This window comes from Cupriavidus sp. H19C3, assembly GCF_049393815.1.
GTDB lineage: Bacteria > Pseudomonadota > Gammaproteobacteria > Burkholderiales > Burkholderiaceae > Cupriavidus.
The window spans coordinates 2,200,437-2,223,924 of sequence record NZ_CP184985.1; the positions used below are offsets into that span (position 1 = coordinate 2,200,437).

Sequence of the window (23,488 nt, forward strand, 5' to 3'; positions counted from 1 at the left end):
CCCGGGCGCGACCCTGGGTGCGAGCGCCACCCCCGCATCATCCCGCCGCGCACGCGGCGGCGCGGATGGGAAGGCAAGCGGTTAAACTACCGCCATTCGGCTTTCCCATCCCACCCCATCCCCATGCCACCCAGCCCATGCGTATCCTAGGCATCGATCCCGGCCTCCGCACCACCGGCTTCGGCGTGATCGAGAAGCATGGCACCCGGCTCGCCTACGTGGCATCGGGAACCATCAAGAGCGACGGCGAATCGGGCCTGCCCGAGCGGCTCAAGACCCTGTACGACGGTATCAGCGAGGTGGCGCGGGCCTATGCCCCCGACTGCGCGGCCATCGAGAAGGTCTTCGTCAACGTCAATCCCCAGTCGACGCTGTTGCTTGGCCAGGCACGCGGCGCCGCCATCTGCGGGCTCGTGGGGCATGGCCTGCCCGTATTCGAATACACGGCGCTCCAGCTCAAGGTGGCCGTGGTGGGCTATGGTCGCGCCAACAAGGAGCAGGTACAGGAAATGGTGACGAGACTGCTGGCATTGTCGGGCCGGCCAAGTTCCGACGCGGCCGATGCGCTCGGCGTGGCGATCTGCCATGCGAATGGCGGCGATACGCTCAATGCGCTCTCGGGCCTCGCCCCCGAACTCGTGCGCAAGGGCCTGCGCGTGCGGCGCGGCCGTCTGGTCGGGTAAGCGCCCATGCGTCCCTTTGCCCAACGCCCGGCCCTGCGCCGCATCGCCATCCACCCCATCGCCGTCCACCCCATCGCCATCCACCCCATCGCCCCGCGCCGCGGCGCGCTACGCTGGCTCGCCGGCGTAGCCGTTATCGCGCTGGCGGCCTGCACCACGCCTGCGCCGGCCCCCGCCCCGAGCGCGCCCACGCCACCGCCCGCGCCGGTGCGGAAGGCGCTCGTGATTGGCCACCGCGGCGCTCCCGCGCTACGGCCGGAACACACGCTGGCGTCCTATGCCAAGGCCATCGAGGATGGCGCCGATTTTATCGAGCCCGATCTCGTCCCGACCAAGGACGGCGTGCTGGTGGCGCGCCACGAGAACGACATCAGCACCACGACCAATGTCGCCACGCTGCCGCAGTTTGCCGACCGCCGGCGCATCAAGGTGGTCGATGGCGAGCGGCTGACCGGGTGGTTCACCGAGGACTTCACGCTCGCCGAGCTGAAGACCCTGCGCGCACGCGAGCGCATTCCGCGGCTGCGCGCCGCCAATACGCGCTATGACGGCCAGTTCGAGATCGCCACCTTCGACGAGATCCTCGCGCTGGCCGCCCAGGCCGCACAGAAGCGCGGGCGGCCGGTCGGCCTCTATCCCGAGCTGAAGCATCCGAGCTACTTCCGTGGCATCGGCCTGCCGCTCGAAGAGAAACTCGCCGCCGCCCTGCAAGCCAGCGCCTACGCGCGCGGCGCGCCGGTCTATGTGCAATCGTTCGAGCCAGGCGCGCTGCGCACCATGCGCCGGCTGCTGGGCAACACCATGCCCAACGTGCGCATCACGCAGCTGATCGCGGGCGGCAGCCATCGTCCCGCGGACTGGCGGCTCGCCGGCGATACGCGCACCTATGCGGACATGCTGACCCCGCTCGGCCTGCGCGAGGTAGCGACGTACGCCAACGGCATCGGCCCCGAGAAGAGCCTGGTGATCCCCCGCGACGCACAGGGCCGGCTCGGCGAGCCCACCGCGCTGGTGCGCAATGCCCATGCCGCCGGCCTCGTCGTGCATCCGTACACGTTCCGGCCCGAAAACAGTTTCCTGCCCAAAGCGCTGCAGGCAGCCGGCGATGCGTCCACGCGCAACCCTGCCGGCATGGTGCGCGAGGTTGACGCCTACCTGGCAGCCGGCGTCGACGGCATCTTTACCGACGACCCCGCACTGGGCCGCCGCGCGGTCGACCAGCCCGCCCCCTGATACCTGGAGATTTCCGCCATCATGATCGGACGCATTGCCGGCACCCTGATCGAGAAGCATCCCCCGCACCTGCTGGTCGACTGTCACGGCGTCGGCTACGAGGTCGATGTGCCGATGAGCACGTTCTACAACCTGCCTGCCGTGGGACAACCGGTCACGCTGCTGACGCAACTGATCGTGCGCGAGGACGCGCACCTGCTCTACGGCTTTGGTACCGCGGCCGAACGCAATACCTTTCGCGAGTTGATCAAGATTAGCGGCATCGGCGCGCGCATGGCGCTGGCCGTGCTGTCGGGGCTGTCGGTTGCGGAACTGGCCCAGGCCATCACGCTGCAGGAAGCCGGACGGCTGACGCGCATTCCCGGCATCGGCAAGAAGACGGCCGAGCGGCTGCTGCTGGAACTCAAGGGCAAGCTCGGTGCCGAGCTCGGTCACGCGCCGGGCGCCACCCCGGTGGCCGATACGGCCGTCGATATCCTCAATGCGCTGCTGGCGCTTGGCTATTCCGAGAAGGAAGCCAGCCTCGCCATCAAGCAGGTACCGGCCGGCACGGGCGTCTCCGACGGGATCAAGCAGGCGCTGAAGGCGCTCTCGAAGGGCTGAGGCGTAGAATGACGGCCAACCCGCTCCAGACCGCCTCATGATCGAAACCGACAAGCTGACCGGCGCCGCCCGCCATCCCGATGGCGCCCCCGAGCGCGTGATCGCCGCCACCGCCGCCTCCACCCAGGAGGAAGCGTTCGAGCGCGCGCTGCGGCCGAAGCTGCTCGACGAATATGTCGGCCAGGAAAAGGTCCGCGGCCAGCTCGATATCTTCATGCATGCGGCACGCAAGCGCCGCGAGGCGCTCGACCACGTGCTGCTGTTCGGCCCGCCGGGCCTCGGCAAGACCACGCTGGCTCATATCATCGCGCGGGAAATGGGCGTGAACCTGCGCCAGACCTCGGGGCCGGTGCTCGAGCGGCCCGGCGACCTCGCCGCGCTGCTGACCAACCTCGAAGCCAACGACGTTCTCTTTATCGACGAGATCCACCGGCTGTCGCCGGTCGTCGAGGAAATCCTGTACCCCGCGCTCGAGGACTACCAGATCGACATCATGATCGGCGAGGGTCCGGCCGCGCGTTCGGTCAAGCTCGACCTGCAGCCATTCACGCTGGTAGGGGCGACCACGCGCGCCGGTATGCTGACCAATCCGCTGCGCGACCGCTTCGGCATCGTGGCGCGGCTGGAGTTCTATACCGCCGAGGAGCTCGCGCGCATCGTCACGCGTTCGTCGCAACTGCTCGGCGCCCGCATCGAGCCGCAGGGCGCGCTCGAGATTGCGCGCCGCGCGCGCGGCACACCGCGTATCGCCAACCGCCTGCTGCGGCGCGTGCGCGACTACGCCGAGGTCAAGAGCGACGGCACCATTACGCGCGAGATCGCCGATGCGGCGCTGGCGATGCTCGACGTCGACCGCGCCGGCTTCGACCTGATGGACCGCAAGCTGCTGGAGGCCGTGCTGCACAAGTTCGGCGGGGGCCCGGTGGGGATCGACAACCTGGCCGCCGCCATCGGCGAGGAGCGCGACACCATCGAAGATGTGCTGGAGCCCTACCTGATCCAGCAAGGCTTTTTGCAACGCACGCCGCGCGGCCGCGTCGCCACCGCCTCGGCCTATCGCCACTTTGGCCTCGCCTCGCCGCAGGACGGCAACGACGGCGGCCTCTTCGACGCTTCCTGACCCGCCACTCCGCTGCGCCCTGACGCCTGCGCGTCGGGGCACATCCGTGACCGCCCCGAACTCCCCCCGCGTGCCGCAACACTTGCGCGCAGGCGCGTCAATTAAACGTTTTCAACCGCCCCTCCAAATTTTTTCGAAGTGGATTGCCGGTCCCTGACCACTTGTCCACAATGGCTGCATCGTTTCCATGACCGCGCCCAGCGCGCCGATAACGCCATGATCGTCACTTCCCGCCTTGCCTGCCGTCTTTCGCTCATCATCCTGCTCGCGGCGACGGCCGGCACCGTTTCCGCACAGGCAGCCAAGCCGCCGGTGGGTATCGCCGAAGAGGCAGTAGTCAGCGGCAAGGTCGTGGAGATCGATCCCCAGTCGAAAGCGGTGCTCGTGCAGGGCCCGCGCGGCAATCTGGTCGAGCTGGTCGCCGGCGACGAAGCACGCAACTTCGGCAATATCCGCAAGGGCGACATCGTCACTCTCAAGCGCGAGGCTGCCATCGTGGCCAGCCTGGACCCGGTGGGCAGCAAGGATGTGGCCATGATGGAACAGGTCGAGCGCACCTCGCGCGCGGCCGAAGGCGCCAAGCCCGGCATCATGCGCGAGATCACCACCACTGTGACGGCCGAGATCACCAAGGTCGATACCAGCCGGCGCACCGTCACATTCCGCGGCCCGCGCGAGACGCTGCGCACGGTCAAGGTCGAGGATCCGGCCATCGACCTGACGGGCATCAAGCGCGGGCAGATGGCCAGGATCGTTTTCCGTGAGGTGGTATCCATCACGGTGCAGTCACCCTCGGCAGGTTGAGCGGTCCCATCGGCAGTTTGCTCTGGAGGTCATCCATGAATCGACGTCATTTCGTGACCCGCGTCGCCGGGTCGGGCCTCGTGGTTGCTACCGCGTTCGCCGCGGGCTGCACCACCACGGGAACCAGTACGCCCTCGGACGCCGCGGCCAGGCGGCAGGAGATCGATGCCGGCGTGGATGGCGCGCTCAACCGGCTTTATGGCTCGGTGGACGGCGCACGGGAACTCGCCTCGCGCGCGCAGGGCATGCTGGTCTTTCCGCGCGTGCTGTCCGGCGGGCTGGTGATCGGCGGCGAATACGGCGATGGCGCGTTGCGCTCCAAGGGCGCGACGGTCGGCTATTACCGCACCATCTCGGGCTCGTTCGGACTCACCGCGGGTGGCCAGTCCAAAGCGGTCATCATCATGTTCATGACGCCCGAGGCATACAACAAGTTTGTGCAGAGCAGCGGCTGGACCGTTGGCGCCGACGCCAGCGTCGCGCTCGCCAAGGTCGGTGCAAACGGCAAGCTCGATACGGTGACGGCGCAGCAGCCGGTGATCGCGTTCGTGCAAACCAATGCCGGCCTGATGTTCGACGCCTCGCTGGACGGCTCGAAGATCAGCAAGCTCCAGCTCTGATTCGCCTTCGGCACCCTGCGCGTGTGCGCGCGCAGGGCTTTGCCCTGTCCCGGCATCCCCCCCCTTTTTCCGCCGCCGGCACCGTCGCCCGCCCGCTGGCATAATCGCGCGAACGTCGCCCCGACCGGAACCGCGAAATGCCCGCCCCCGAAGTTGCCTCCCGAGTCGCCCCCTCTGTCACCACCCCCGTCACCACCCCGGTCACCACCCCACCGGCCACGGACAGCGCCACCCACCCCGTGCCCGCTCCCGCTGCATCCACGGGCCGGGTCTATCGCTACTACGACCTTGTCATGGTCGCGTTCGTCACGGTCCTGCTCTGCTCCAACCTGATCGGCGCCGCCAAGGCAGCCCAGGTCACCCTGCCGGTACTGGGTCCGGTAACCTTCGGCGCCGGCGTGCTGTTCTTTCCCATCTCCTACATCTTCGGCGACATCCTGACCGAGGTGTACGGCTACGGCCGCGACCGGCGCGTGGTATGGGCCGGTTTTGCCGCGCTCGCCTTTGCCAGTTTCATGAGCTTCGTGGTGCTGGCAATGCCGGTGGCGCCGTTCATGGCCGACTACCAGAAGAGTCTGCAGGATGTGTTCGGCAATACCTGGCGCATCGCGCTCGGCTCGCTTGTCGCGTTCTGCTGCGGCAGCTTCGCCAACAGCTACGTGCTGGCCAAGATGAAGCTGTGGAGCGGCGGACGCTGGCTGTGGACACGCACCATCGGCTCGACGCTGGCGGGCGAGCTGGTCGACTCGTCACTGTTCTACGTGATCGCGTTCTACGGCATCTGGCCGCTGGAGAAGGTGGTGCAGGTCGCGGTGGCGCAGTATGTGCTGAAGACCGGCTGGGAAGTCGTGATGACCCCCGTCACCTACAAGGTGGTCGGCTTTCTCAAGCGCGCCGAGAACGAGGACTGGTTCGACCGGCACACCAATTTCACCCCGTTCCGGCTGCGCGTCTGACACGGGCCGGTACTCAGGGCACGCGCTTGTCGACCTCGTCGAGGGCCAGTGCGGAGAGGTGATTCACATCGGCCCACTGCAATAGCGTCAGATGGGTGCTGTCGCTGCGCAGGCGGTTGACGCTGGCATTGAGCAACTCATGCTGGCGTGGCGCCTCGAGCGTCATACCGGTGGCTTCGCGGTAGAGGCAGTCGAGCACGCCGCCGTGCGCCACCAGGGCGATGCGCTCGCCCGGATGGCGCCGCGATAACGACAGCGCGATCTCGACCGTGCGCTCCTGGAAGGTCAGCAGCGACTCGCCGCCGCGCGGCGCGTAGTCGGGCACGCGCGCCTGCCAGCGCGCAAAATCCTCGGGCCGCTGTTCGGCCACCTCGGCATAGGTCATGCCCTGAAGATCGCCGTAGCAGCGCTCGCGCAGATCCCGCTCGGGACGGACCGCGAGGCCGAGCGCCTCGGCCAGCGGGGCCGCCGTCTCGAGCGCGCGGCCCAGGTCGCTCGCATAGATCGCGTCGATCGGCTCGCCCGTGAGCGCCGTGGCCAGGGCACGCGCCTGCGCGCGGCCGGTATCGTTCAGCGGCACATCGAGCTGGCCCTGCAGGCGCCGCTCGCGATTCCAGGCGGTTTCGCCGTGACGGATCACGATCAGGTGGGTATAGGCCATCGAGTGCGGGCCGGGGATTTGCGACATGCCGGTCGGTTCCTTGGGGCGTCTGCTGGGGTGCCGGAGTTTAGCGGATCAGATCGGGGTTGAGGGTGTAGGTGCCGGTATAACTGGCCTGCGCCAGCACATGGCCCTGCATCGCGGCCAATACCTGCGCGCCCGTGAAGTTGCCCTCGACCGGCAAACGGTCGAGGTCGAGTGCATATACCGTGAATTCGTAGCGGTGGACCACGGTGTCGTTCCAAGGCGGGCATGGGCCGTCGTAGCCGAAGTAGTCGCCGCACATGTCGGGATCGTTGGCCAACCACGCCGTCAGGTCGTTGAGGCCATGGCGCAGGCCACCCGCGGTGGCGGTGCCGACCAGGGCCTCGGGGCCCGGCTTGCCGCGCGCGATCACGCCGTCGCTGTGCGTGCCTGCGGAAATCGTGTCAAGGCCCGGTGGAATATCGACAAGCACCCAGTGATAGAACGTGGCGCGCGGCAGCGATGCCGCCAGGGGCCGGCCCTCGTCTCCCGCCGGCGCCATCGCTGCCAGCGCAGGCATGTCGGGATCGCGGCACAGCAGCGCAAACGAGCGCGTACCGGCCGGCACCTCGTCCCAATGCAAACCCGGATTGCGGTTCGCCGACAGCGCGACATGGCTGCCCGCATCGGGCACCTGGAAGGCGAACTCGCCCGGAATCGGCGTGTCGTTCGCGAAATCCTTGCTCCAGAGTTTCATCGATGGCTCCTGCTGAGGGTCATGCCGCGCTGGCAGGTGGCACACGCAGCCAGAACGTGACGGGACCGTCGTTGACCAGGCTGACCTGCATCATCGCGCCGAACTCGCCGGTCTGCACCGACGGGTGGGCGGCACGGGCGCGCGCAACGAAATGATCGTACAGGCGGCGGCCGTCCTCGGGCGAGGCCGCCGGCGTAAAGCTTGGCCGCGTGCCGCTGTTGGTATCGGCCGCCAGCGTGAACTGCGAGACCACCAGCAGCCCGCCGGCGGTGCCGTGCCCGTCGACGTTCTGCACGGGCAGGTTCATCCTGCCGTCGGCGTCCGCGAACACGCGGTATGACAGGAGCTTGGCGAGCAGTCGCTCGGCCTGGCTCTCGCCATCGCCGCGTTCGGCACAGACCAGCGCGAGCAGGCCCGGGCCGATTTCGCCGGTGATCCGGTCGCCGACGGTGACGCGCGCCTGCGAGACGCGCTGGATCAATGCGATCATGCCAGCGTCACGCGCGCAAAACGGCGCTTGCCCACCTGCACCACATAGGTGCCGGCCGCCACCTTGGTGGACTTGTCGGTGACCGCCGTGCCGTCGATACGCACGCCGCCCTGCTCGATATTGCGATTGGCCTCGGACGTCGAGGGCACCAGGTTGGCCTGCTTGAGCAGCTGCGCGATGCCAAGCGGTGCGCCCTCGAGCTGCACGCTCGGGATGTCATCCGGAATGCCGCCGCGCGCGCGATGGTTGAAGTCCTCCAGCGCACGCTCGGCGTCGGCGGCGCTGTGAAAGCGCGTGACGATCTCCTGCGCCAGCGCCACCTTGCAGTCGCGCGGATTGCGGCCCAGCGCGATCTCCTGCTTCATCAGGTCGATCTCGCTCATCGGCCGGAACGACAGCAGCGTGTAGTACTGCCACATCAGTTCGTCCGAGATGCTCATCAGCTTGCCGAACATGTCGTTCGGCGCCTCGGTCACGCCGATGTAGTTGTTCTTGGACTTCGACATCTTCTCCACGCCGTCGAGGCCTACCAGCAGCGGCATGGTCAGGATGCATTGCGGCTCCTGGCCGTACTCCTTCTGCAGTTCGCGCCCGACCAGCAGGTTGAACTTCTGGTCGGTGCCGCCGAGCTCGATATCGGCCTTGAGCGCGACCGAGTCGTAGCCCTGCATCAACGGATAAAGGAACTCATGGACCGAAATCGGAATCCCAGACCGGAATCGTTTGGTGAAGTCGTCGCGCTCCATCATGCGGGCCACCGTGTATTTGGCCGCCAGCTGAATCATGCCGCGCGCCCCGAGGGGATCGCACCACTCGCTGTTGTAGCGGATCTCGGTCTTGTCCGGGTCCAGCACGAGGCTGGCCTGGCGATAGTAGGTCTGGGCGTTGGCCTCGATCTGCTCGCGCGTAAGCGGCGGCCGCGTGCTGTTGCGGCCCGACGGATCGCCGATGGTGGAGGTGAAGTCGCCGATCAGGAAGATCACCTGATGGCCGAGGTCCTGCAGCTGGCGCAGCTTGTTGAGGACCACGGTATGGCCGAGGTGGATGTCCGGCGCGGTGGGATCGAGCCCGAGCTTGATACGCAGCGGCACGCCCGTGGCTTCGCTGCGGGCCAGCTTCTGCAGCCATTCGGCCTCGATCAGCAGCTCGTCGCAGCCGCGCTTGGACACTTCCAGCGCGTGCATCACCGACGGCGTCAGGGGATATTTGGCCGCGTTGGCCGGGGGGACATCAGTCATGACGTAAGTCGTTGAAATACATGGAAAATCCGCGCTGACAAGCGGGCGGATTCTAGGTATAATCCGCGCTTTCGCTGTCATTGCCAGTCAGGCTGGGTCCTACAAGATCCCTGGATCGAAGGACCCCGGCAACCGCCGCAGGACAGCCGCAACATCCGCCAATTCTAATGGCGGACACACATAGACCAGACAGAAACATGGCCGCGCCGCACCTCGGGGGAGGAAGGCAGACGACACACATCGTTGCGGACGCGTGCCCGAACCAAGGCTGAATTTTACGTGATGTGGTCCAGACTCCGCGAAGTTTTCGCGCGCGAGCTGGTGGTGCTCGTCGACCCCACCAACCCTTTGCACGCCCGCCGGCGCAAGCAGCTGACTGCTTCCGTGGGTACCGTGTTCACCCTCGGCATGGCCGCGGCGATGGGCGTTGCCCCCCGCAATGCCTATGACGATCCCGATGCGCCGCGCGTGCAGCAGTCGCTGCGCCTGCCGGACCTGCGTGAGCAACTGGCGCAGCTGACCGACGCCGATACCGGTGTCTATATCCGCCAGGAACATATGCAGCGCGGCGATACCATCGCCTCGCTGCTGCGCCGCATGGGCGTGGAAGATCCCGATGCGCAGGCGTTCATCCTGAAGAACCGTACCGCACGCGCGCTGTTCGATCTGGACCCGGGCCAGGGTGTGCAGGCCGAGGTCGACGACAGCAACCTGCTGGTTTCGCTGCAGGCCAATCTCGGCGGCGATGCCGCCACCTCGCGCGAGCTCGTGATCGAGCGCGTGGCCCGGGAAGGTGCCGATTTCACCTACAAGGCACGCGTCAACACGGTCGCCAACGATGTGCGCTACGAAATGGCGTCGGGCGCCATCGGCAGCGGTGGCTTCTTCAAGGCCATGGACGCCGCCTACGTGCCCGACGAGATCGTCGCGCAGATGATCTCGATCTTCTCGGGCGTGATCGACTTCCACCACGATATTGCCAGCGGCGACCGCTTCCGCATCATCTATGAAGCCGGTTTCCGCGACGGCAGCTTCGTGCGCAATGGGCGCGTGATCGCGGTCGAGCTGATCAACCGCAATGCCCTGCACCAGGCGCTGTGGTTTGCGCCGGAAGGCGGCCGCGGCGCATACTACACGTTCGACGGGCGCAGCATGAAGCGGCCGTTCCTGCGTTCGCCGGTCGAGTTCTCGCGCGTATCGTCCGGTTTCGGCGGCCGCGATCACCCGCTCCATCACCAGTGGGCCCAGCACAAGGGCGTAGACTTTGCCGCGCCGAGCGGAACCAGGGTGTTCGCCACCGGCGACGGCACCGTCGAGTTCGTCGGCCAGCAGAACGGGTACGGCAATATTGTCGTGCTCGAGCATGCCGGCCACTATTCGACCTACTACGCCCACCTGTCGCGCTTTGCCAACCTGCGCCAGGGCCAGCACGTGACACAGGGCGAGGTCATCGGCTACGTCGGGCAGACCGGCTGGGCGACCGGGCCGCACCTGCACTACGAATTCCGTTTCAACGACGTGCCGCAGAATCCGCTGTCGATCACGCTGATGGAAGCCCCCGCCCTGACCGGCAAGGCGCGCCAGGAATTCCTGAGCTACACCAGCGGCATGCTCAGCCGCATCAACGCGCTGCGCACTTACAACGTCCTGACCGCCGCCAACTGACCATATGACCGCACCGTCCGCCGCGCACGACCTGCAACGCTATATCGGACTGATGTCCGGTACCAGCATGGACGGCGCGGACGGCGTCCTGGTCGACCTGTCGGGTGCGCGGCCGGTGGTCCTGGCCGCGGCCCATCAGCCTTTCCCTGCCGAACTGCGCGAAGCGTTCGGCGCGCTCCAGCAACCCGGCGACGACGAAATCCATCGCGAGGCCATGGCCGCCAATGCGCTGGCGCGCGTGTATGCGGACTGCGTGGCCACGCTCCTGCGGATGGCCGAGGTGGGCGCGTCCGGCGTCGCCGCCATCGGTGCGCACGGCCAGACCATCCGGCATCGCCCGGGCCAGTACGACGGCATCGGCTACACGCGCCAGAGCCAGCATCCGGCGCTGCTGACCGAGCTGACCGGCATCGACGTGGTGGCCGATTTCCGCAGTCGCGACATCGCGGCCGGCGGCCAGGGCGCGCCGCTGGTGCCGGCGCTGCACGCGGCGCTGTTCGGCGCGCCGGACGAGACCCGCGTGGTCTGCAATATCGGCGGCATCTCCAATATCAGCATCCTCCCCGCGGCCCGCAGCGGGCGGCCGGTGTCGGGCTTCGATTGCGGCCCCGGCAATGCGCTGCTCGACGACTGGGTGCATCGGCACCGCGGCGTACCATACGACGACAACGGTCACTGGGCCGCCACCGGCCAGGTCGATGATGCGCTGCTCGCACGCTGCCTCGACGAGCCCTATTTCCGCCTGCCGCCCCCCAAGAGCACCGGTCGCGACCTGTTCCACCCGCGCTGGCTGCAGGAAGGCCTGGCCGCGAGCGGCGCGCGCGTGCCGGCGCCGGCCGACGTGCAGGCCACGCTCGCGGCCCTCACAGCCGAGGCCATCGCGCGCGACGTCAGAGCGCACGCCAGCGATGCCAGGCGCCTGATCGTCTGTGGCGGCGGCGCGCGCAACGGCTACATCATGGACCGCCTGGCGCGGGCGCTGCCAGGCGTCACCGTGCAAACCACCGACGCCTTCGGGGTGCCCGTGTCGCAGGTCGAGGCGATCGCGTTTGCGTGGCTGGCACGTCAGTGCGTGCATCGTGCCGCGGGTAACGTGCCGACCGTCACCGGCGCGGCCGGACCGCGCGTGCTGGGCGCGTTGTATCCACGCTGACGCGGAAGCAGAGTGGCGCCCACATGTCGCAGCCATAAAAAAAAGCGCACCGAAGTGCGCTTTTTTTGGCCTGCCTGATCGGAACCGGACGATCAGACCGAGAACGACGAGCCGCAACCGCAAGTGGTGGTGGCGTTCGGGTTCTTGATCACGAACTGAGCGCCGTTGATGTCTTCCTTGTAGTCGATCTCGGCGCCGACCAGGTACTGGTAGCTCATCGAGTCGATCAACAGCGTGACGCCGTTCTTGATCATCGTGGTGTCGTCTTCATTGACGTCTTCATCGAACGTGAAGCCGTACTGGAAGCCGGAGCAACCGCCGCCCTGCACGAAAACGCGCAGCTTCAGGTCGGCGTTGCCCTCTTCCTCGATCAGCTGCTTGACCTTGTCGGCCGCGCTGTCGGTAAAGACGAACGGTGCCGGCACGTCCTCGGTAACGGGTGCCTCTGCGACTGCGTTCATGGGGGGTTCTCCTGGTTAGATACGCTCGTATTCTAAGCGCTACGGAAAGATCGTGCCGAAACCCCTCGGATTCAAGGGGCACTGCGGTGCGGCGGGCGGCCAGGCGTGCCCAGACCGAACATTCGCTATGGCACACCGCACCCCTGCCTTGCAGGGGCCGGCGGGAGGTTCAGGCCGCCGCTTCGCGCGGGCCGGCACCGTCATCGGCCCCATCAGCCCCATCGGCCGGCCGGGCGGCGTCGTTGGCGGTTTCGGTTGCGGCCGTGGCGACCAGCGGGGCGGCGGCTGCCGCGCCGTTGCCCGTCAGGTTGGGCAACGCCTTCGGCTCGCCCTGGATAAGGGGCACCAGCCGCCCTTCGACAATTGCCCCCTGGTGCATTTCCAGCGCCGCATAGTGCACCTCACCATAGACGCGCGCATTCGGCTGGAGCTCAAGCAACTCGCCCGCGTGCACCGGGCCCGTCACGCTGCCGTTCAGAATCAGGTGGCCCACCCGCACCTCCCCCTCGATCACGGCTTTCTCGCTCAGCACGAGCATGCTGGGCTTGCCCTCGGCGCCGGTCACGTTGCCGCGTACACGGCCGTCCAGTCGCAATCCCCCGGCAAAGGTCACATCGCCCACGATGACGGAATCCACCCCGATCAGCGTATCGATCGACAATCCTTTCTTCTTCGAGAACATATTGTTTTCTCCTGGTTGCTGCCTGCTACGTGCTGCCTGATGCTTGATGCTTGATGCCTGATGCTTGCCCGGCTTCAGGGCGTGGCGGATTGCGTCGCGCGGACCTGTCCGTTCTGGACGATACGCACACTGACGGCGCGGATCTCGGCATCCTGCGGCACCGCCAGGTTGCCTTCGATCCGTTGGTAATGCTGGAACCTCACTTGCGGCAGGCGGGGTCCGTTCGGCTGCGGCGCCGACACGGTGAGCGGCTTGCCGCCGCGCACCGCCGAAATCGTAAACTCCAGGTCGCCCTGGAATTCGGGCTGCGGCACGAAGGCGCGCGACCCGCCTTGCATGATCAGCAGCCGGTAATGCAGCGTCTGCGGCTGGACTTCGTCGCGCGTCACGCGGAAGCTGCGCACGTGCACGCCGGCGGCATCGCCCGATGCATTGCCCGCGGCCGGCAGCAGCGTCTCGAAGAAGCCCAGATCTTCCTTGAGCTGGGCGGCCTCCGCTTCCGCTGCCTTCAACTGGTCCGCCAGGCGTTCCTGCGCAGCGCGCGCCATGCGCAGTTCGGCCTCGACGGTATCGGCACCCGCGCGCAGCCGGTCGCGTTCGGCGGTGACGGCCCGCAACTGCCCGCGCAATTGTTCGTTGGCGCCGCCCAGGTCCGGACTGCGATGCATGCGCTGGCCGGCGTCGTACGCCCACACGGCCAGGCCGATGGCCAGGGCCACTACCACCGCGACACCCATCAGCCAGCTCCGCCAGGGGCGATGGGCCCGGATCACCGCGCGCGAGCCGCGCAACCCGCGGCGTGGCCGCAGGGGCCGGTATTTCATGCTACCTCCCGCAACTGCGCCGCATGGTGTCGGCGGGCCAGCATTATCCCTCCAAATCCATGACAGGCGCGGGTTTCACTGACACTTTCAGCTAATTCGGCGAACTTGCGACGAAAAAAAACCGCACGCAATGCGTGCGGTTTTTCTGTTCTCCCGGCATCCGGCAAGCCGGATTCCGACGCATCAGCGCTTCGAGAACTGCTTGCGGCGACGTGCCTTGTGCAGACCGACCTTCTTACGCTCGACTTCACGAGCGTCGCGGGTCACGTAGCCTGCCTTCGACAGCGCCGACTTCAGCGTGGCGTCGTAGTCGATCAGCGCACGGGTGATACCGTGGCGCACGGCGCCGGCCTGGCCGGTTTCGCCGCCACCGGTCACGTTGACCTTGATGTCGAAGGTCTGTGCGTGAGCGGTCAGCTCGAGCGGCTGGCGCACGATCATCAGGGACGTTTCGCGAGCGAAATATTCCTGGATGGGCTTGCCGTTGACGACGATATCGCCCTTGCCCGACTTGATGAAGACACGAGCCACAGCGCTCTTGCGGCGGCCAGTACCGTAATTCCAGTTACCGATCATGGATTGGCCCCCTTAGATGTCCAGCTGCTTCGGCTGCTGCGCTTCATGCGGATGCTCGGCTTCGGCGTACACCTTCAGCTTCTTGATCATCGCATAGCCCAGCGGGCCCTTCGGCAGCATGCCCTTGACAGCCTTCTCCAGGGCGCGGCCCGGGAAACGCTGCTGCATCTTGCCGAACGTCGTTTCGTAGATACCGCCCGGATAGCCCGAATGGCGATAGTACTTCTTGTCTTGTTCCTTGGTACCCGTGACGCGCAGCTTGGCTGCGTTGACGATGATGATGTAATCACCGGTGTCGACGTGCGGAGTGAATTCCGGCTTGTGCTTGCCGCGCAGTCGGCGTGCCACTTCGCTGGCAACACGGCCGAGGACCTTGTCCGTCGCGTCAATCACGTACCAGTCACGCTTTACCTCATGAGGCTTGGCGGAAAAGGTCTTCATGATTTTTCCTGACTATAGAAATCTGCCCGGGGTGACGGTCGCCGTTTTAGCGTCCTGTCGGTGGCCGGTCCTTCTGGACCTCGCCTTCCTGCTTGTATTTGCAGGCTCTCCCTGATTCTTCTTCCGTGGGCAATGACCGGAAAAGTCGACGATTATACTGTGAGGCCCCGAGTGGGCACAAGCAAGAATGTGGCAAATCGTCAAGATCCTTCGACCGGAAGGTGCCCGGGGGCGTCATGCGGGCACAGGATGGCAGGACGGAAAAGACGAAAGACGAAAGCGAACGAAAAAAAACCCAAGCCGGTTGAGGCCTGGGTTTGAATCCACCAAAGGAGGAGGGTGGAGGAGACACTGGGAGAGCGACGGGCTGGCGAGGCGGTGCGGCGGTTCACTTTGCAGTGTTCGCTTTCGCACATCAGGCCTCGGTAAGAAGGCCGTCGTTCAATGGTTCGAATTATACATGGCCAACGCCGCATGGCAAGAAAATTTGCACTGCGAAATGTGTTTTCGCCATATAAAATGAACAATGACGCACTCGATAACGAAAAGATAGCTTTATAAACAATGATTTAGCAGCGTAGCAGGGTTGATGTTCGGCTGCCACAGTAGAGGAAACCCTCAGATTTCTTGGGGAAATCCCTCCCACCCGTCAGTAGGGAGCGCCGTCGGACTCTTGCAGAAAGCAAGATTCGTCTTCATCTTTTTGAACAAACAGGAACGAACACAATGGAATGCAAAGTGACATGGATGGGCCCGGAAGGCATGAGCTTCGTGGCCCAGACCGGCAGTGGCCATATCGTGGCGATGGATGGCGCGCCCGACGGGGGCGGCAACAACCTGGCACCGCGCCCGATGGAAATGGTGCTGCTGGGCACCGGGGGCTGCACCGCCTATGACGTGGTGCTGATTCTCAAGCGCGGGCGTCAGGATGTGCGCGGCTGCAGCGTCAAGCTCGAGGCCGAGCGTGCGGGCGAGGACCCGAAGGTGTTCACGCGCATCAACTTCCACTTCGTGGTGACCGGCCGCAATCTGAATCCGGCGACGGTAGAGCGTGCCATCACGCTGTCGCACGAAAAATACTGCTCGGCGTCGATCATGCTGGCCAAGACGGCCGAGATCACGCACACCATGGAAATCATCGAGGGATAAGACGCAAAGCAGGCCGGTAAGCCGGATTCTGTGCGCCCGGCGCCTTGCGGCGACCGGGCGTGACAATCATTCCTCTAGGCCGACCGTTACCGGCCGGCTCCAGCTCCCTACCCGCAGGCTCGGCGGGCCGCTTCATTGCCTGCCTATTTGGGATTGCTCCGGGTGGAGGTTACCGCGTTTCACCCTTGCCGCCAGGCGAACCCGGCGGCAAGACTCGTCTCTGTGGCCCTATTCCGCACGTCACCGTGGATGGCTGTTAGCCAACACCCTGCCCTGTGGAGTCCGGACTTTCCTCCCCTTGCCCCTTGCGGGACAAGCAGCGATTGTCTGGCCTGCTTTGCGGGCCGCAGTCTATCACCGACGGCGCCCTGGACGAAATACCGACGTGTCGGCATAGAACGCGGGATCGGTATTGTCGTCACACCAGCCAGGGATTCCCATGACGGGCAGCGGGGCAAAACCGCGCCCGCCCCGCAGCGTCGGACTGGCCGACTGCAATGAGGCAGCCAGCGCCTGATCGATCTCGGCGAGGGTGCTGCGCGGCGATAGTGCCAGCGGCCACGCGTGGGCCGTCACGGACTTGTAGGGCGAGACCAGTTTCTCGAGCAGCGCGTGGCCGAATGGCACCACCGCACAGCGCTCGCCCCAGGCCGCGCGTGCCGTCACGAAGAGCGTTTCCCACTGGAATGCGCGCAGTGCTGTCTCCAGCGCCGCGTCCTCGTACAGGAATACCACGGCGTTCTCGTCGAACAGCGTAGCCGCGTCGCGCAGGCCGCCACGCCCCGCCTGCACGCCGGCGCGGCCGATCTCCTCGGCCTGCAGCCGGTTGAGCAGGCGCTTGGTGGCCGGGAAATGCCGCCACATTAGCGCGTTGAAGGTGTCGTGCAGGTTGGCGCGTGTGGGCACCGCGCCGGTGGCGAAGATATGCGATTCGTAGGCGATGCCGGCTGGCAGCTCGTGCTGCGGCACGAAGCGCAGCGGCAGGCCACGCGCATTGGTGAGGCCGCGGGCGTGGCGATTGAGCGCTGCCAGCATGGCCGGGGTGGCCGGCGCGTGAACGGGCGCGGCAGGGTCGCGGCCGCCGCGAAGATCGGTCCGCGCTGCCGCCGCCGGATCGTTGGCACCATCGGTGGCACCATCGGCGGCACCAGCGGCGGGACCATCGGTGGCACCATCAGCGGGACGATCGGTGGCACCATCAGCGGCACGATCGCCGCGCAGGTCGGCGCCGAGGGCCGCGCCGGTTGCCGCAAATGGCTGCAACCAGGGTCGCGTCCAGTCTATTGCCTGGATTGCCTGAATCGCCTGAATTGCCCCGGTCCTTCCAGTTGCCCCGGTCCCTCCAGTCGCACCGTTCCCTCCAGTCGCACCGTTCCCTCCAGTCGCACCGTTCCCGCCCATCGCTCCTCCCGCGCCAAGCGCCGCGCGGTCGGTCGCGCCGTGCGCCGCGCGCGTGCCGGTCACGCCGACGGGCGTGCCTTCCAGCGCAGCGTCTCGCCGCCGCGCAGCGGCACCAGCGTGGTGTCGCCGTAAGGCAGCTCGGCCGGCAATTCCCAATCCTCGCGCACCAGCGTCAGCGTGCCGCTGTTGCGCGGCAGGCCGTAAAAGGCCGGGCCATTGAAGCTGGCGAAGGCCTCGAGCTGGTCGAGCGCGCCGGCGTTGTCGAACGCCTCGGCATACAGCTCCATCGCATGCAGCGCGGTGTAGCAGCCCGCACAACCGCAGGCGTGTTCCTTGAGCCCGCGCGCATGCGGTGCGCTGTCGGTACCGAGGAAGAAACGCGGGCTGCCCGATGTGGCGGCCTTGACCAGCGCCTCGCGGTGCAGCTCGCGCTTGAGCACGGGCAGGCAGTAGTAGTGCGGCCGGATGCCACCGGTAAAGATGGCATTGCGGTTGTACAGCAGGTGGTGCGCGGTGATGGTCGCACCGACCGGCCCCTCGGCCTCGCGCACGTAGTCGGCCGCGTCCTGGGTGGTGATGTGTTCGAAGACGACCTTGAGCGCGGGGAAGTCGCGCCGCAGCGGTGTCATCACGCGGTCGATAAAGACGGCCTCGCGGTCGAAGATATCGATATCGCCATCCGTCACCTCGCCATGCACGAGCAGCGGCACGCCCTCGCGCTCCATCGCGGCGAGCGTGGCGGCACAGCGGCGGATATCGGTCACGCCGGCGTCGCTGTTGGTGGTGGCACCGGCCGGATAGAGCTTGACCGCATGGACGAAGCCGCTCGCGCGCGCAGCCACGATCTCTTCGGGCGGGGTGTTGTCGGTCAGGTACAGCGTCATCAGCGGCTCGAACTTCATGCCTGCCGGCAGCGCGGCGAGGATGCGCGCGCGATACGCACGCGCCTGCTCCACCGTGGTCACGGGCGGCTTGAGGTTGGGCATGATGATCGCGCGCGCGAACTGGCGCGCGGTGTCCGGCAGCACGGCGGCAAGGGCGGCGCCGTCGCGCAGGTGCAGATGCCAGTCGTCCGGGCGGGTGAGAGTCAGCGTTTGAGTCATGGTTACAGAATCAGGATGGCGCGGTAGTCGTTCACGTTGGTGCGCGTGGGGCCGGTGACGACGAGGTCGTCGAGCGCGGCAAAGAAGCCCCATGCATCGTGCGCATCGAGCTGGCGCCGGGCCGGCACGCCGGCGGCCTCGGCACGCGCGAGCGAGGACGGATCGGCCAGCGCGCCCGCATTGTCCTCGGAGCCGTCGATGCCGTCGGTATCGGCCGCGATGGCATGCACATTGTCTGCCCCGCCGAGTTCGAGCGCGAGCGACAGCAGGAACTCGGAGCAGCGGCCGCCGCGCGCGCCGGTGGCGCCGGACGGCAGCGTCACCGTGCATTCGCCGCCCGAGATCAGCGCCACCGGCGCGGCAAACGGCGCATTGTACGCGCGAATCTCGCGCACCAGCGCCGCATACACCTGCGCCACCTCGCGTGCCTCGCCAGTCACCGTATCGCCCAGCACCACAGGCTGCACGCCGTGCTGGCGGAACAGCGCCGCGGCGGCTTCCAGGCTGCCATGGGCGGTGGCGATCATGCGGTTGTCGACACGCGCGAACAGCGGATCGCCGGGCTTCGGCGTCTCGTCGATCTCGCCGCGCGCGCCGCGCTCCAGATGCGATTGCACGCTGGCGGGCACCGTCGCGCCAAAGCGCTTGAGAATCGCCAGCGCATCCGCATAGGTGCTTGGATCGGGCACGGTCGGTCCCGACGCGATCGCGCTGGGATCGTCGCCGGCCACGTCCGACACGATCAGCGTGGTCACCGGCGCGCGGCTGGCCTGCGCCAGGCGGCCGCCCTGGATGCGCGAGATGTGCTTGCGCACGATATTCATGTCGGTGATCGGCGCGCCGCAACGCAGCAGTTCGCGCGTGGTGGCCTTGAGGTCGGCCATGGGAATGCCCTCGGCCGGCAGCGACAGCAGGCTCGACCCACCGCCCGACACCAGTACGATCAGCCGGTCGTTCTCGCCCAGGCCCTGCACGCTCGCCAGGATGTCCGCGGCGGCACGCTCGCCGGCCTCGTCGGGTACCGGATGGCCGGCCTCGATCACGCGGATATGTTCGGTCGGCAGTCCATGCGCATAGCGCGTGACCACCAGCCCTTCCAGCGTGGCGCGGCCCTGGTAGGCGCGCTCCACCGCCAGCGCCATCGAGGCTGCCGCCTTGCCGGCGCCCACCACCAGGGTGCGGCCGCCGGCATGCGGCGGGGGCAGGTGCGCGGCGACGATCTCGAGCGGATCGGCGGCGGCGACCGCGGCGCGGAACGAATCCAGCAGCAGCGCGCGCGGAGCGGCAACGGCGCTCACAGCGCCTCCGCGATCGCGCGCCCGAGGTCGGCGGTGCCAGCGGTGCCGCCGATATCGCGTGTGAGCGGCGCGTGTCCCGGACCGGCGGCCAGCACCTTTTCGATTGCCGCCAGCACAGCCGCGCCGGCCTCGGCATGACCGAGGTGCTCCAGCATCATGCCGCCGCACCAGATCTGGCCAATCGGGTTGGCAATGCCTTTGCCCGCGATATCGGGCGCGGAGCCGTGGACCGGCTCGAACAGGCTCGGATAGGTGCGGTCGGGGTTGATATTGGCCGACGGCGCCACCCCGATCGTGCCCGTGCAGGCCGGGCCGAGGTCGGACAGGATGTCGCCGAACAGGTTGCTGGCCACCACCACGTCGAACCAGTCCGGATGCTGCACGAAGTGCGCGGTCAGGATGTCAATGTGGTACTTGTCGACCTTGAGACCGGGGTAGTTGGCCGCCATCGCCTCGACACGCTCGTCCCAGTACGGCATGGTGATCGAGATGCCGTTCGACTTGGTGGCCGAGGTCAGGTGCTGCCTGGGCCGTTTGCGGGCAAGTTCGAACGCGAACTTGAGGATGCGGTCGACGCCGTGTCGGCTCATGACCGTTTCCTGCACCACGATCTCGCGCTCGGTGTTGGGGAACATGCGACCGCCGATGCTCGAATACTCGCCCTCGGTATTCTCGCGCACCACGTAGAAATCGATATCGCCGGGCTTGCGGTCGGCCAGCGGGCTCTTGATCCCGGGCATCAGGCGCACCGGGCGCAGGTTGACGTACTGGTCGAAGCCGCGGCGGAACTGCAGCAGCGAGCCCCACAGCGACACGTGGTCGGCCATCTTCGCGGGCCAGCCAACCGCCCCGAAATAGATCGCGTCGTACCGGGTCAGGACGTCGAACCAGTCATCCGGCAGCATCTTGCCGTGCTTTTCGAAGTAGTTGTAGCTCGAAAAGTCAAAATGATCCCACTGGAAGTCGATGCCGAAGCGGCGCGCGGCGGCGTCCATCACGCGGATGCCTTCGGGCATCACTTCCGTTCCAATTCCGTCTCCGGGAATGACAGCGATCTTGTATTGGCTCATGGCTGGGAAGGTCGGGGGGCTGAACAACGCGTCTGAACCACAGGTTTGCGCAACCGTTCAGATCACAGGGGCAACACGTATCGGGAGCCGCCGCTTGGCAGCACCCTGCACGCGCGGGATAATGTCCGCATTCTATTGCAAAGCGGCGGCCCCCTGCCGCGCCCGGTATCCGCCATGTGCCAGTTGCTAGGCATGAACTGCGCCACGCCGACCGACGTGACGTTCTCCTTCACGGGCTTTGCCGCACGCGGCGGCCTGACCGATCATCACGCCGACGGCTTCGGCGTGGCCTTCTTCGAGGACAAGGCCTGCCGCCTGTTTATCGATAACCAGTCGGCGGGCACCTCGCCGGTGGCCGACCTGATCAAGCGCTACCCGATCAAATCGAAGAACGTCATCTCGCATATCCGCAAGGCAACCCAGGGCACCGTGCGGCTTGAGAACTGCCATCCGTTCATGCGCGAGCTGTGGGGGCGGCACTGGATCTTTGCCCACAACGGCGACCTCAAGAACTTCAGCCCGTTTCTCTCGGGCGTCTACCAGCCAGTGGGCGATACCGACAGCGAGCTGGCGTTCTGTACGCTGATGCAGGGCCTGCGCAAGCGCTTTCCGGGCTCGCAGCCCCCGCTCAACGAACTGGGCCATGCGCTGGCCGATATCACGCGCGACATCACGCTGCACGGCGTGTTCAACTTCCTGCTCTGCAACGGGCAGGCGTTGTTCGCGCATTGCTCCACACGCCTCTACTACATCGTGCGTCAATGGCCGTTCTCGACCGCGCACCTGATCGACGCCGACCTGTCGGTGGACTTCGCCCAGGTGACCACGCAGGACGATCGCGTGGCCGTGATCGCCACCGCCCCGCTGACCGATAACGAAACCTGGACCCAGTTTGCGCCGGGCGAGCTGATCATGTTCGAGAACGGACTGCCGACCATGACGCTGACCGTGCCGATCCCGCCCGAGGTCCAGGCCCGGAACGCGGCCAATATTGCCTGCACCTGAGTCGCCCGCACCTGAGTCGCCCGCGTCTGACGCGTCCGCCGCGGTGCGGCGACCATGAAAAAAGGCCCCGCATGCGTTGCGGGGCCTTTTCTCTTGGCGACGCGGATCCGCTCAGTGCTGCAGGATCTTCGACAGGAACTGGCGCGCACGTTCGGAGCGGGCTTCGATATTGCCGAAGAACTCCTCCTTGGCGCAGTCCTCGACGATCTTGCCGGCGTCCATGAAGATCACGCGGTTGGCCACCTTGCGCGCAAACCCCATTTCGTGGGTCACGCACATCATGGTCATGCCTTCCTGCGCGAGCTGCACCATCACGTCCAGCACTTCGTTGACCATTTCCGGGTCGAGCGCCGAGGTCGGCTCGTCGAACAGCATGCAGATCGGGTCCATCGACAGCGCGCGGGCGATCGCCACGCGCTGCTGCTGGCCGCCGGACAGCTGGCCCGGGAACTTGGCCGCCTGGCTCTTCAGGCCCACGCGCTCAAGGTACTTGAGACCCTTGGCGGTCGCCTCTTCCTTCGAACGGCCGAGCACCTTCATCTGGGCGATGGTCAGGTTCTCGGTGATCGAGAGGTGCGGGAACAGCTCGAAGTTCTGAAACACCATGCCCACGCGCGAGCGCAGCTTGGGCAGGTTGGTCTTGGGCGAACCGACCGAGGTACCGTCGACGAGGATGTCGCCCTTCTGGAACGGCTCCAGCGCGTTGACGGTCTTGATCAGCGTGGACTTGCCCGAACCCGACGGGCCGCAGACCACCACCACTTCACCCTTGGCGACCTTGGTGGTGCAGTCGGTCAGCACCTGAAAAGCGCCGTACCACTTGGAAACGTTGTTGATTTCGATCATACAGCCACCTTTTTCTGGTAACGCTTGACCAGCAGCGAAGCGGAGAAGCAGATAACGAAGTACACGGCGCCGGCAAACAGCAGCAGCTCGACGATACGGCCGTCGCGCTCGCCGATGCCATAGGCCTGGCCAAAGAAGTCGGCCAGCGCGCTCACGTAGACCAGCGAGGTATCCTGGAACAGGATGATGCCCTGCGTCAGCAGCAGCGGCACCATGTTGCGGAAAGCCTGCGGCAGAATCACCAGGCGCATGGTCTGGCCATAGGTCATGCCGAGCGCCTGCGCGGCAAACATCTGGCCGCGCGAGACGCTCTGGATACCGGCGCGGATGATTTCCGAGTAGTACGCGGCCTCGAACAGCGCAAACGCGATCAGTGCCGAGGTCATGCGCAGGTCGGCCGCCGGCGACAGGTTGAATGTCTTCTGCAACAGCTGCGGGATGATCAGGAAGAACCATAGCAGCACCATCACCAGCGGGATGGAGCGGAAGATGGTCACGTAGCCCTGCGCAAACCAGTTCAGCGGCCGGAACGAGGACAGGCGCATCATCGCGAGGATGGTGCCCCAGACGATGCCCACCACCACGGCCGTGGCCGTGATCTTCAGCGAGACCATCATGCCCTCGCCCAGCACTTCCAGCGTGGCGGGGTTGATGGAGCTGAAATCGAAGTCGTATGCCATCGTAT

At 66.4% G+C, this 23,488-nt stretch carries 26 protein-coding genes and 1 other RNA gene; 11 read left to right on the plus strand and 16 right to left on the minus strand.

All coding sequences use genetic code 11. The annotated features are described in order from the left end of the window. The first annotated feature begins 137 nt into the window (after positions 1–137). The 7 genes from ruvC to DFLDMN_RS10260 all read left to right on the plus strand — a co-directional run bounded on the left by ruvC (position 138) and on the right by DFLDMN_RS10260 (position 6,019). The gene (gene ruvC / locus DFLDMN_RS10230; protein WP_423194859.1) at positions 138–683 is read left to right on the plus strand and encodes a crossover junction endodeoxyribonuclease RuvC; all 546 of its coding nucleotides are present in this window, start codon (positions 138–140) and stop codon (positions 681–683) included. Positions 684–689: 6 nt separating this feature from the next. Beyond that, the gene (locus tag DFLDMN_RS10235; RefSeq protein ID WP_423194860.1) at positions 690–1,916 is read left to right on the plus strand and encodes a glycerophosphodiester phosphodiesterase; all 1,227 of its coding nucleotides are present in this window, start codon (positions 690–692) and stop codon (positions 1,914–1,916) included. A gap of 21 nt (positions 1,917–1,937) precedes the next feature. Further along, on the plus strand, positions 1,938–2,519 hold the full coding sequence (gene ruvA, locus DFLDMN_RS10240; protein ID WP_423194861.1) for a Holliday junction branch migration protein RuvA: 582 nt from the start codon (positions 1,938–1,940) through the stop codon (positions 2,517–2,519). A 37-nt stretch (positions 2,520–2,556) separates the two neighbouring features. Next, positions 2,557–3,639 (plus strand): Holliday junction branch migration DNA helicase RuvB, encoded by a 1,083-nt coding sequence (ruvB, locus tag DFLDMN_RS10245; protein ID WP_423194862.1) that lies wholly within the window; start codon positions 2,557–2,559, stop codon positions 3,637–3,639. A gap of 216 nt (positions 3,640–3,855) precedes the next feature. Further along, positions 3,856–4,443 (plus strand): hypothetical protein, encoded by a 588-nt coding sequence (locus tag DFLDMN_RS10250; RefSeq protein WP_423194863.1) that lies wholly within the window; start codon positions 3,856–3,858, stop codon positions 4,441–4,443. A 35-nt stretch (positions 4,444–4,478) separates the two neighbouring features. Next, the gene (locus tag DFLDMN_RS10255) at positions 4,479–5,063 is read left to right on the plus strand and encodes a BPSL1445 family SYLF domain-containing lipoprotein (RefSeq protein WP_423194864.1); all 585 of its coding nucleotides are present in this window, start codon (positions 4,479–4,481) and stop codon (positions 5,061–5,063) included. 293 nt (positions 5,064–5,356) lie between these two features. Continuing rightward, complete coding sequence (locus DFLDMN_RS10260; RefSeq protein WP_423198375.1) at positions 5,357–6,019, plus strand: queuosine precursor transporter; 663 nt, start codon at positions 5,357–5,359, stop codon at positions 6,017–6,019. A gap of 13 nt (positions 6,020–6,032) precedes the next feature. Here DFLDMN_RS10260 and DFLDMN_RS10265 read toward each other — a convergent pair whose 3' ends face one another. Genes DFLDMN_RS10265 through tyrS form a run of 4 tightly spaced genes read right to left on the minus strand, consistent with a single transcriptional unit; the run spans position 6,033 to position 9,129 of the window. After that, a complete protein-coding gene (locus tag DFLDMN_RS10265; protein ID WP_423194865.1) occupies positions 6,033–6,707 on the minus strand; it encodes a histidine phosphatase family protein in 675 nt (224 codons plus the stop codon). Between the two features lie 40 nt (positions 6,708–6,747). Then, a complete protein-coding gene (locus tag DFLDMN_RS10270) occupies positions 6,748–7,401 on the minus strand; it encodes a YbhB/YbcL family Raf kinase inhibitor-like protein (RefSeq protein WP_423194866.1) in 654 nt (217 codons plus the stop codon). 19 nt (positions 7,402–7,420) lie between these two features. Further along, positions 7,421–7,891, minus strand: coding sequence for a D-aminoacyl-tRNA deacylase (gene dtd, locus DFLDMN_RS10275; RefSeq protein WP_423194867.1), 471 nt, complete (start codon positions 7,889–7,891; stop codon positions 7,421–7,423). Beyond that, positions 7,888–9,129, minus strand: coding sequence for a tyrosine--tRNA ligase (tyrS, locus tag DFLDMN_RS10280; RefSeq protein ID WP_423194868.1), 1,242 nt, complete (start codon positions 9,127–9,129; stop codon positions 7,888–7,890). Before tyrS ends, dtd begins: the two co-directional genes overlap by 4 nt. Positions 9,130–9,411: 282 nt before the next feature. Between tyrS and DFLDMN_RS10285 the strand changes: the two genes are divergently transcribed. Both DFLDMN_RS10285 and DFLDMN_RS10290 read left to right on the plus strand, forming a co-directional pair. Next, positions 9,412–10,794 carry a M23 family metallopeptidase gene (locus DFLDMN_RS10285; RefSeq protein WP_423194869.1) on the plus strand — a complete coding sequence of 461 codons (1,383 nt, stop codon included), beginning with the start codon at positions 9,412–9,414 and terminating at the stop codon, positions 10,792–10,794. Between the two features lie 4 nt (positions 10,795–10,798). Continuing rightward, positions 10,799–11,947 (plus strand): anhydro-N-acetylmuramic acid kinase, encoded by a 1,149-nt coding sequence (locus tag DFLDMN_RS10290; protein ID WP_423194870.1) that lies wholly within the window; start codon positions 10,799–10,801, stop codon positions 11,945–11,947. A 92-nt stretch (positions 11,948–12,039) separates the two neighbouring features. Here DFLDMN_RS10290 and erpA read toward each other — a convergent pair whose 3' ends face one another. From erpA to rplM, 5 genes are all read right to left on the minus strand, one after another. Beyond that, on the minus strand, positions 12,040–12,408 hold the full coding sequence (gene erpA, locus DFLDMN_RS10295) for an iron-sulfur cluster insertion protein ErpA (RefSeq protein WP_423194871.1): 369 nt from the start codon (positions 12,406–12,408) through the stop codon (positions 12,040–12,042). Between the two features lie 169 nt (positions 12,409–12,577). After that, on the minus strand, positions 12,578–13,090 hold the full coding sequence (locus DFLDMN_RS10300) for a bactofilin family protein (RefSeq protein ID WP_423194872.1): 513 nt from the start codon (positions 13,088–13,090) through the stop codon (positions 12,578–12,580). Positions 13,091–13,164: 74 nt separating this feature from the next. Further along, entirely contained in the window at positions 13,165–13,914 is a 750-nt protein-coding gene (locus DFLDMN_RS10305) for a DUF6776 family protein (RefSeq protein ID WP_423194873.1), read from the minus strand. A gap of 183 nt (positions 13,915–14,097) precedes the next feature. Beyond that, the gene (gene rpsI / locus DFLDMN_RS10310; RefSeq protein ID WP_423194874.1) at positions 14,098–14,490 is read right to left on the minus strand and encodes a 30S ribosomal protein S9; all 393 of its coding nucleotides are present in this window, start codon (positions 14,488–14,490) and stop codon (positions 14,098–14,100) included. A 12-nt stretch (positions 14,491–14,502) separates the two neighbouring features. After that, positions 14,503–14,931: a 50S ribosomal protein L13 gene (rplM, locus tag DFLDMN_RS10315; protein WP_423194875.1), complete on the minus strand. Its 429-nt coding sequence runs from the start codon at positions 14,929–14,931 to the stop codon at positions 14,503–14,505. 726 nt (positions 14,932–15,657) lie between these two features. Here rplM and DFLDMN_RS10320 point away from each other — a divergent pair. Further along, a complete protein-coding gene (locus tag DFLDMN_RS10320) occupies positions 15,658–16,080 on the plus strand; it encodes an OsmC family protein (RefSeq protein WP_423194876.1) in 423 nt (140 codons plus the stop codon). Position 16,081: 1 nt separating this feature from the next. On the opposite strand, the gene rnpB is transcribed toward DFLDMN_RS10320, so the two are convergent. From rnpB to DFLDMN_RS10345, 5 genes are all read right to left on the minus strand, one after another. Further along, positions 16,082–16,419, minus strand: an RNA gene (gene rnpB / locus DFLDMN_RS10325) — RNase P RNA component class A. Between the two features lie 15 nt (positions 16,420–16,434). Next, the gene (locus tag DFLDMN_RS10330) at positions 16,435–17,343 is read right to left on the minus strand and encodes a DUF3025 domain-containing protein (RefSeq protein WP_423194877.1); all 909 of its coding nucleotides are present in this window, start codon (positions 17,341–17,343) and stop codon (positions 16,435–16,437) included. Between the two features lie 197 nt (positions 17,344–17,540). Beyond that, positions 17,541–18,584: a dihydroorotase gene (pyrC, locus tag DFLDMN_RS10335; RefSeq protein ID WP_423194878.1), complete on the minus strand. Its 1,044-nt coding sequence runs from the start codon at positions 18,582–18,584 to the stop codon at positions 17,541–17,543. 2 nt (positions 18,585–18,586) lie between these two features. Further along, complete coding sequence (locus DFLDMN_RS10340) at positions 18,587–19,882, minus strand: glycerate kinase type-2 family protein (RefSeq protein WP_423194879.1); 1,296 nt, start codon at positions 19,880–19,882, stop codon at positions 18,587–18,589. Continuing rightward, positions 19,879–20,952 carry a tartrate dehydrogenase gene (locus DFLDMN_RS10345; RefSeq protein WP_423194880.1) on the minus strand — a complete coding sequence of 358 codons (1,074 nt, stop codon included), beginning with the start codon at positions 20,950–20,952 and terminating at the stop codon, positions 19,879–19,881. Before DFLDMN_RS10345 ends, DFLDMN_RS10340 begins: the two co-directional genes overlap by 4 nt. A gap of 174 nt (positions 20,953–21,126) precedes the next feature. On the opposite strand from DFLDMN_RS10345, the gene DFLDMN_RS10350 reads away from it, so the two are divergent. Further along, positions 21,127–21,957, plus strand: coding sequence for a class II glutamine amidotransferase (locus DFLDMN_RS10350; RefSeq protein ID WP_423194881.1), 831 nt, complete (start codon positions 21,127–21,129; stop codon positions 21,955–21,957). Between the two features lie 111 nt (positions 21,958–22,068). Here DFLDMN_RS10350 and DFLDMN_RS10355 read toward each other — a convergent pair whose 3' ends face one another. After that, complete coding sequence (locus tag DFLDMN_RS10355; protein ID WP_423194882.1) at positions 22,069–22,803, minus strand: amino acid ABC transporter ATP-binding protein; 735 nt, start codon at positions 22,801–22,803, stop codon at positions 22,069–22,071. After that, positions 22,800–23,483: a glutamate/aspartate ABC transporter permease GltK gene (gene gltK, locus DFLDMN_RS10360; RefSeq protein WP_423194883.1), complete on the minus strand. Its 684-nt coding sequence runs from the start codon at positions 23,481–23,483 to the stop codon at positions 22,800–22,802. Before gltK ends, DFLDMN_RS10355 begins: the two co-directional genes overlap by 4 nt. Between the last annotated feature and the right edge of the window lie 5 nt (positions 23,484–23,488).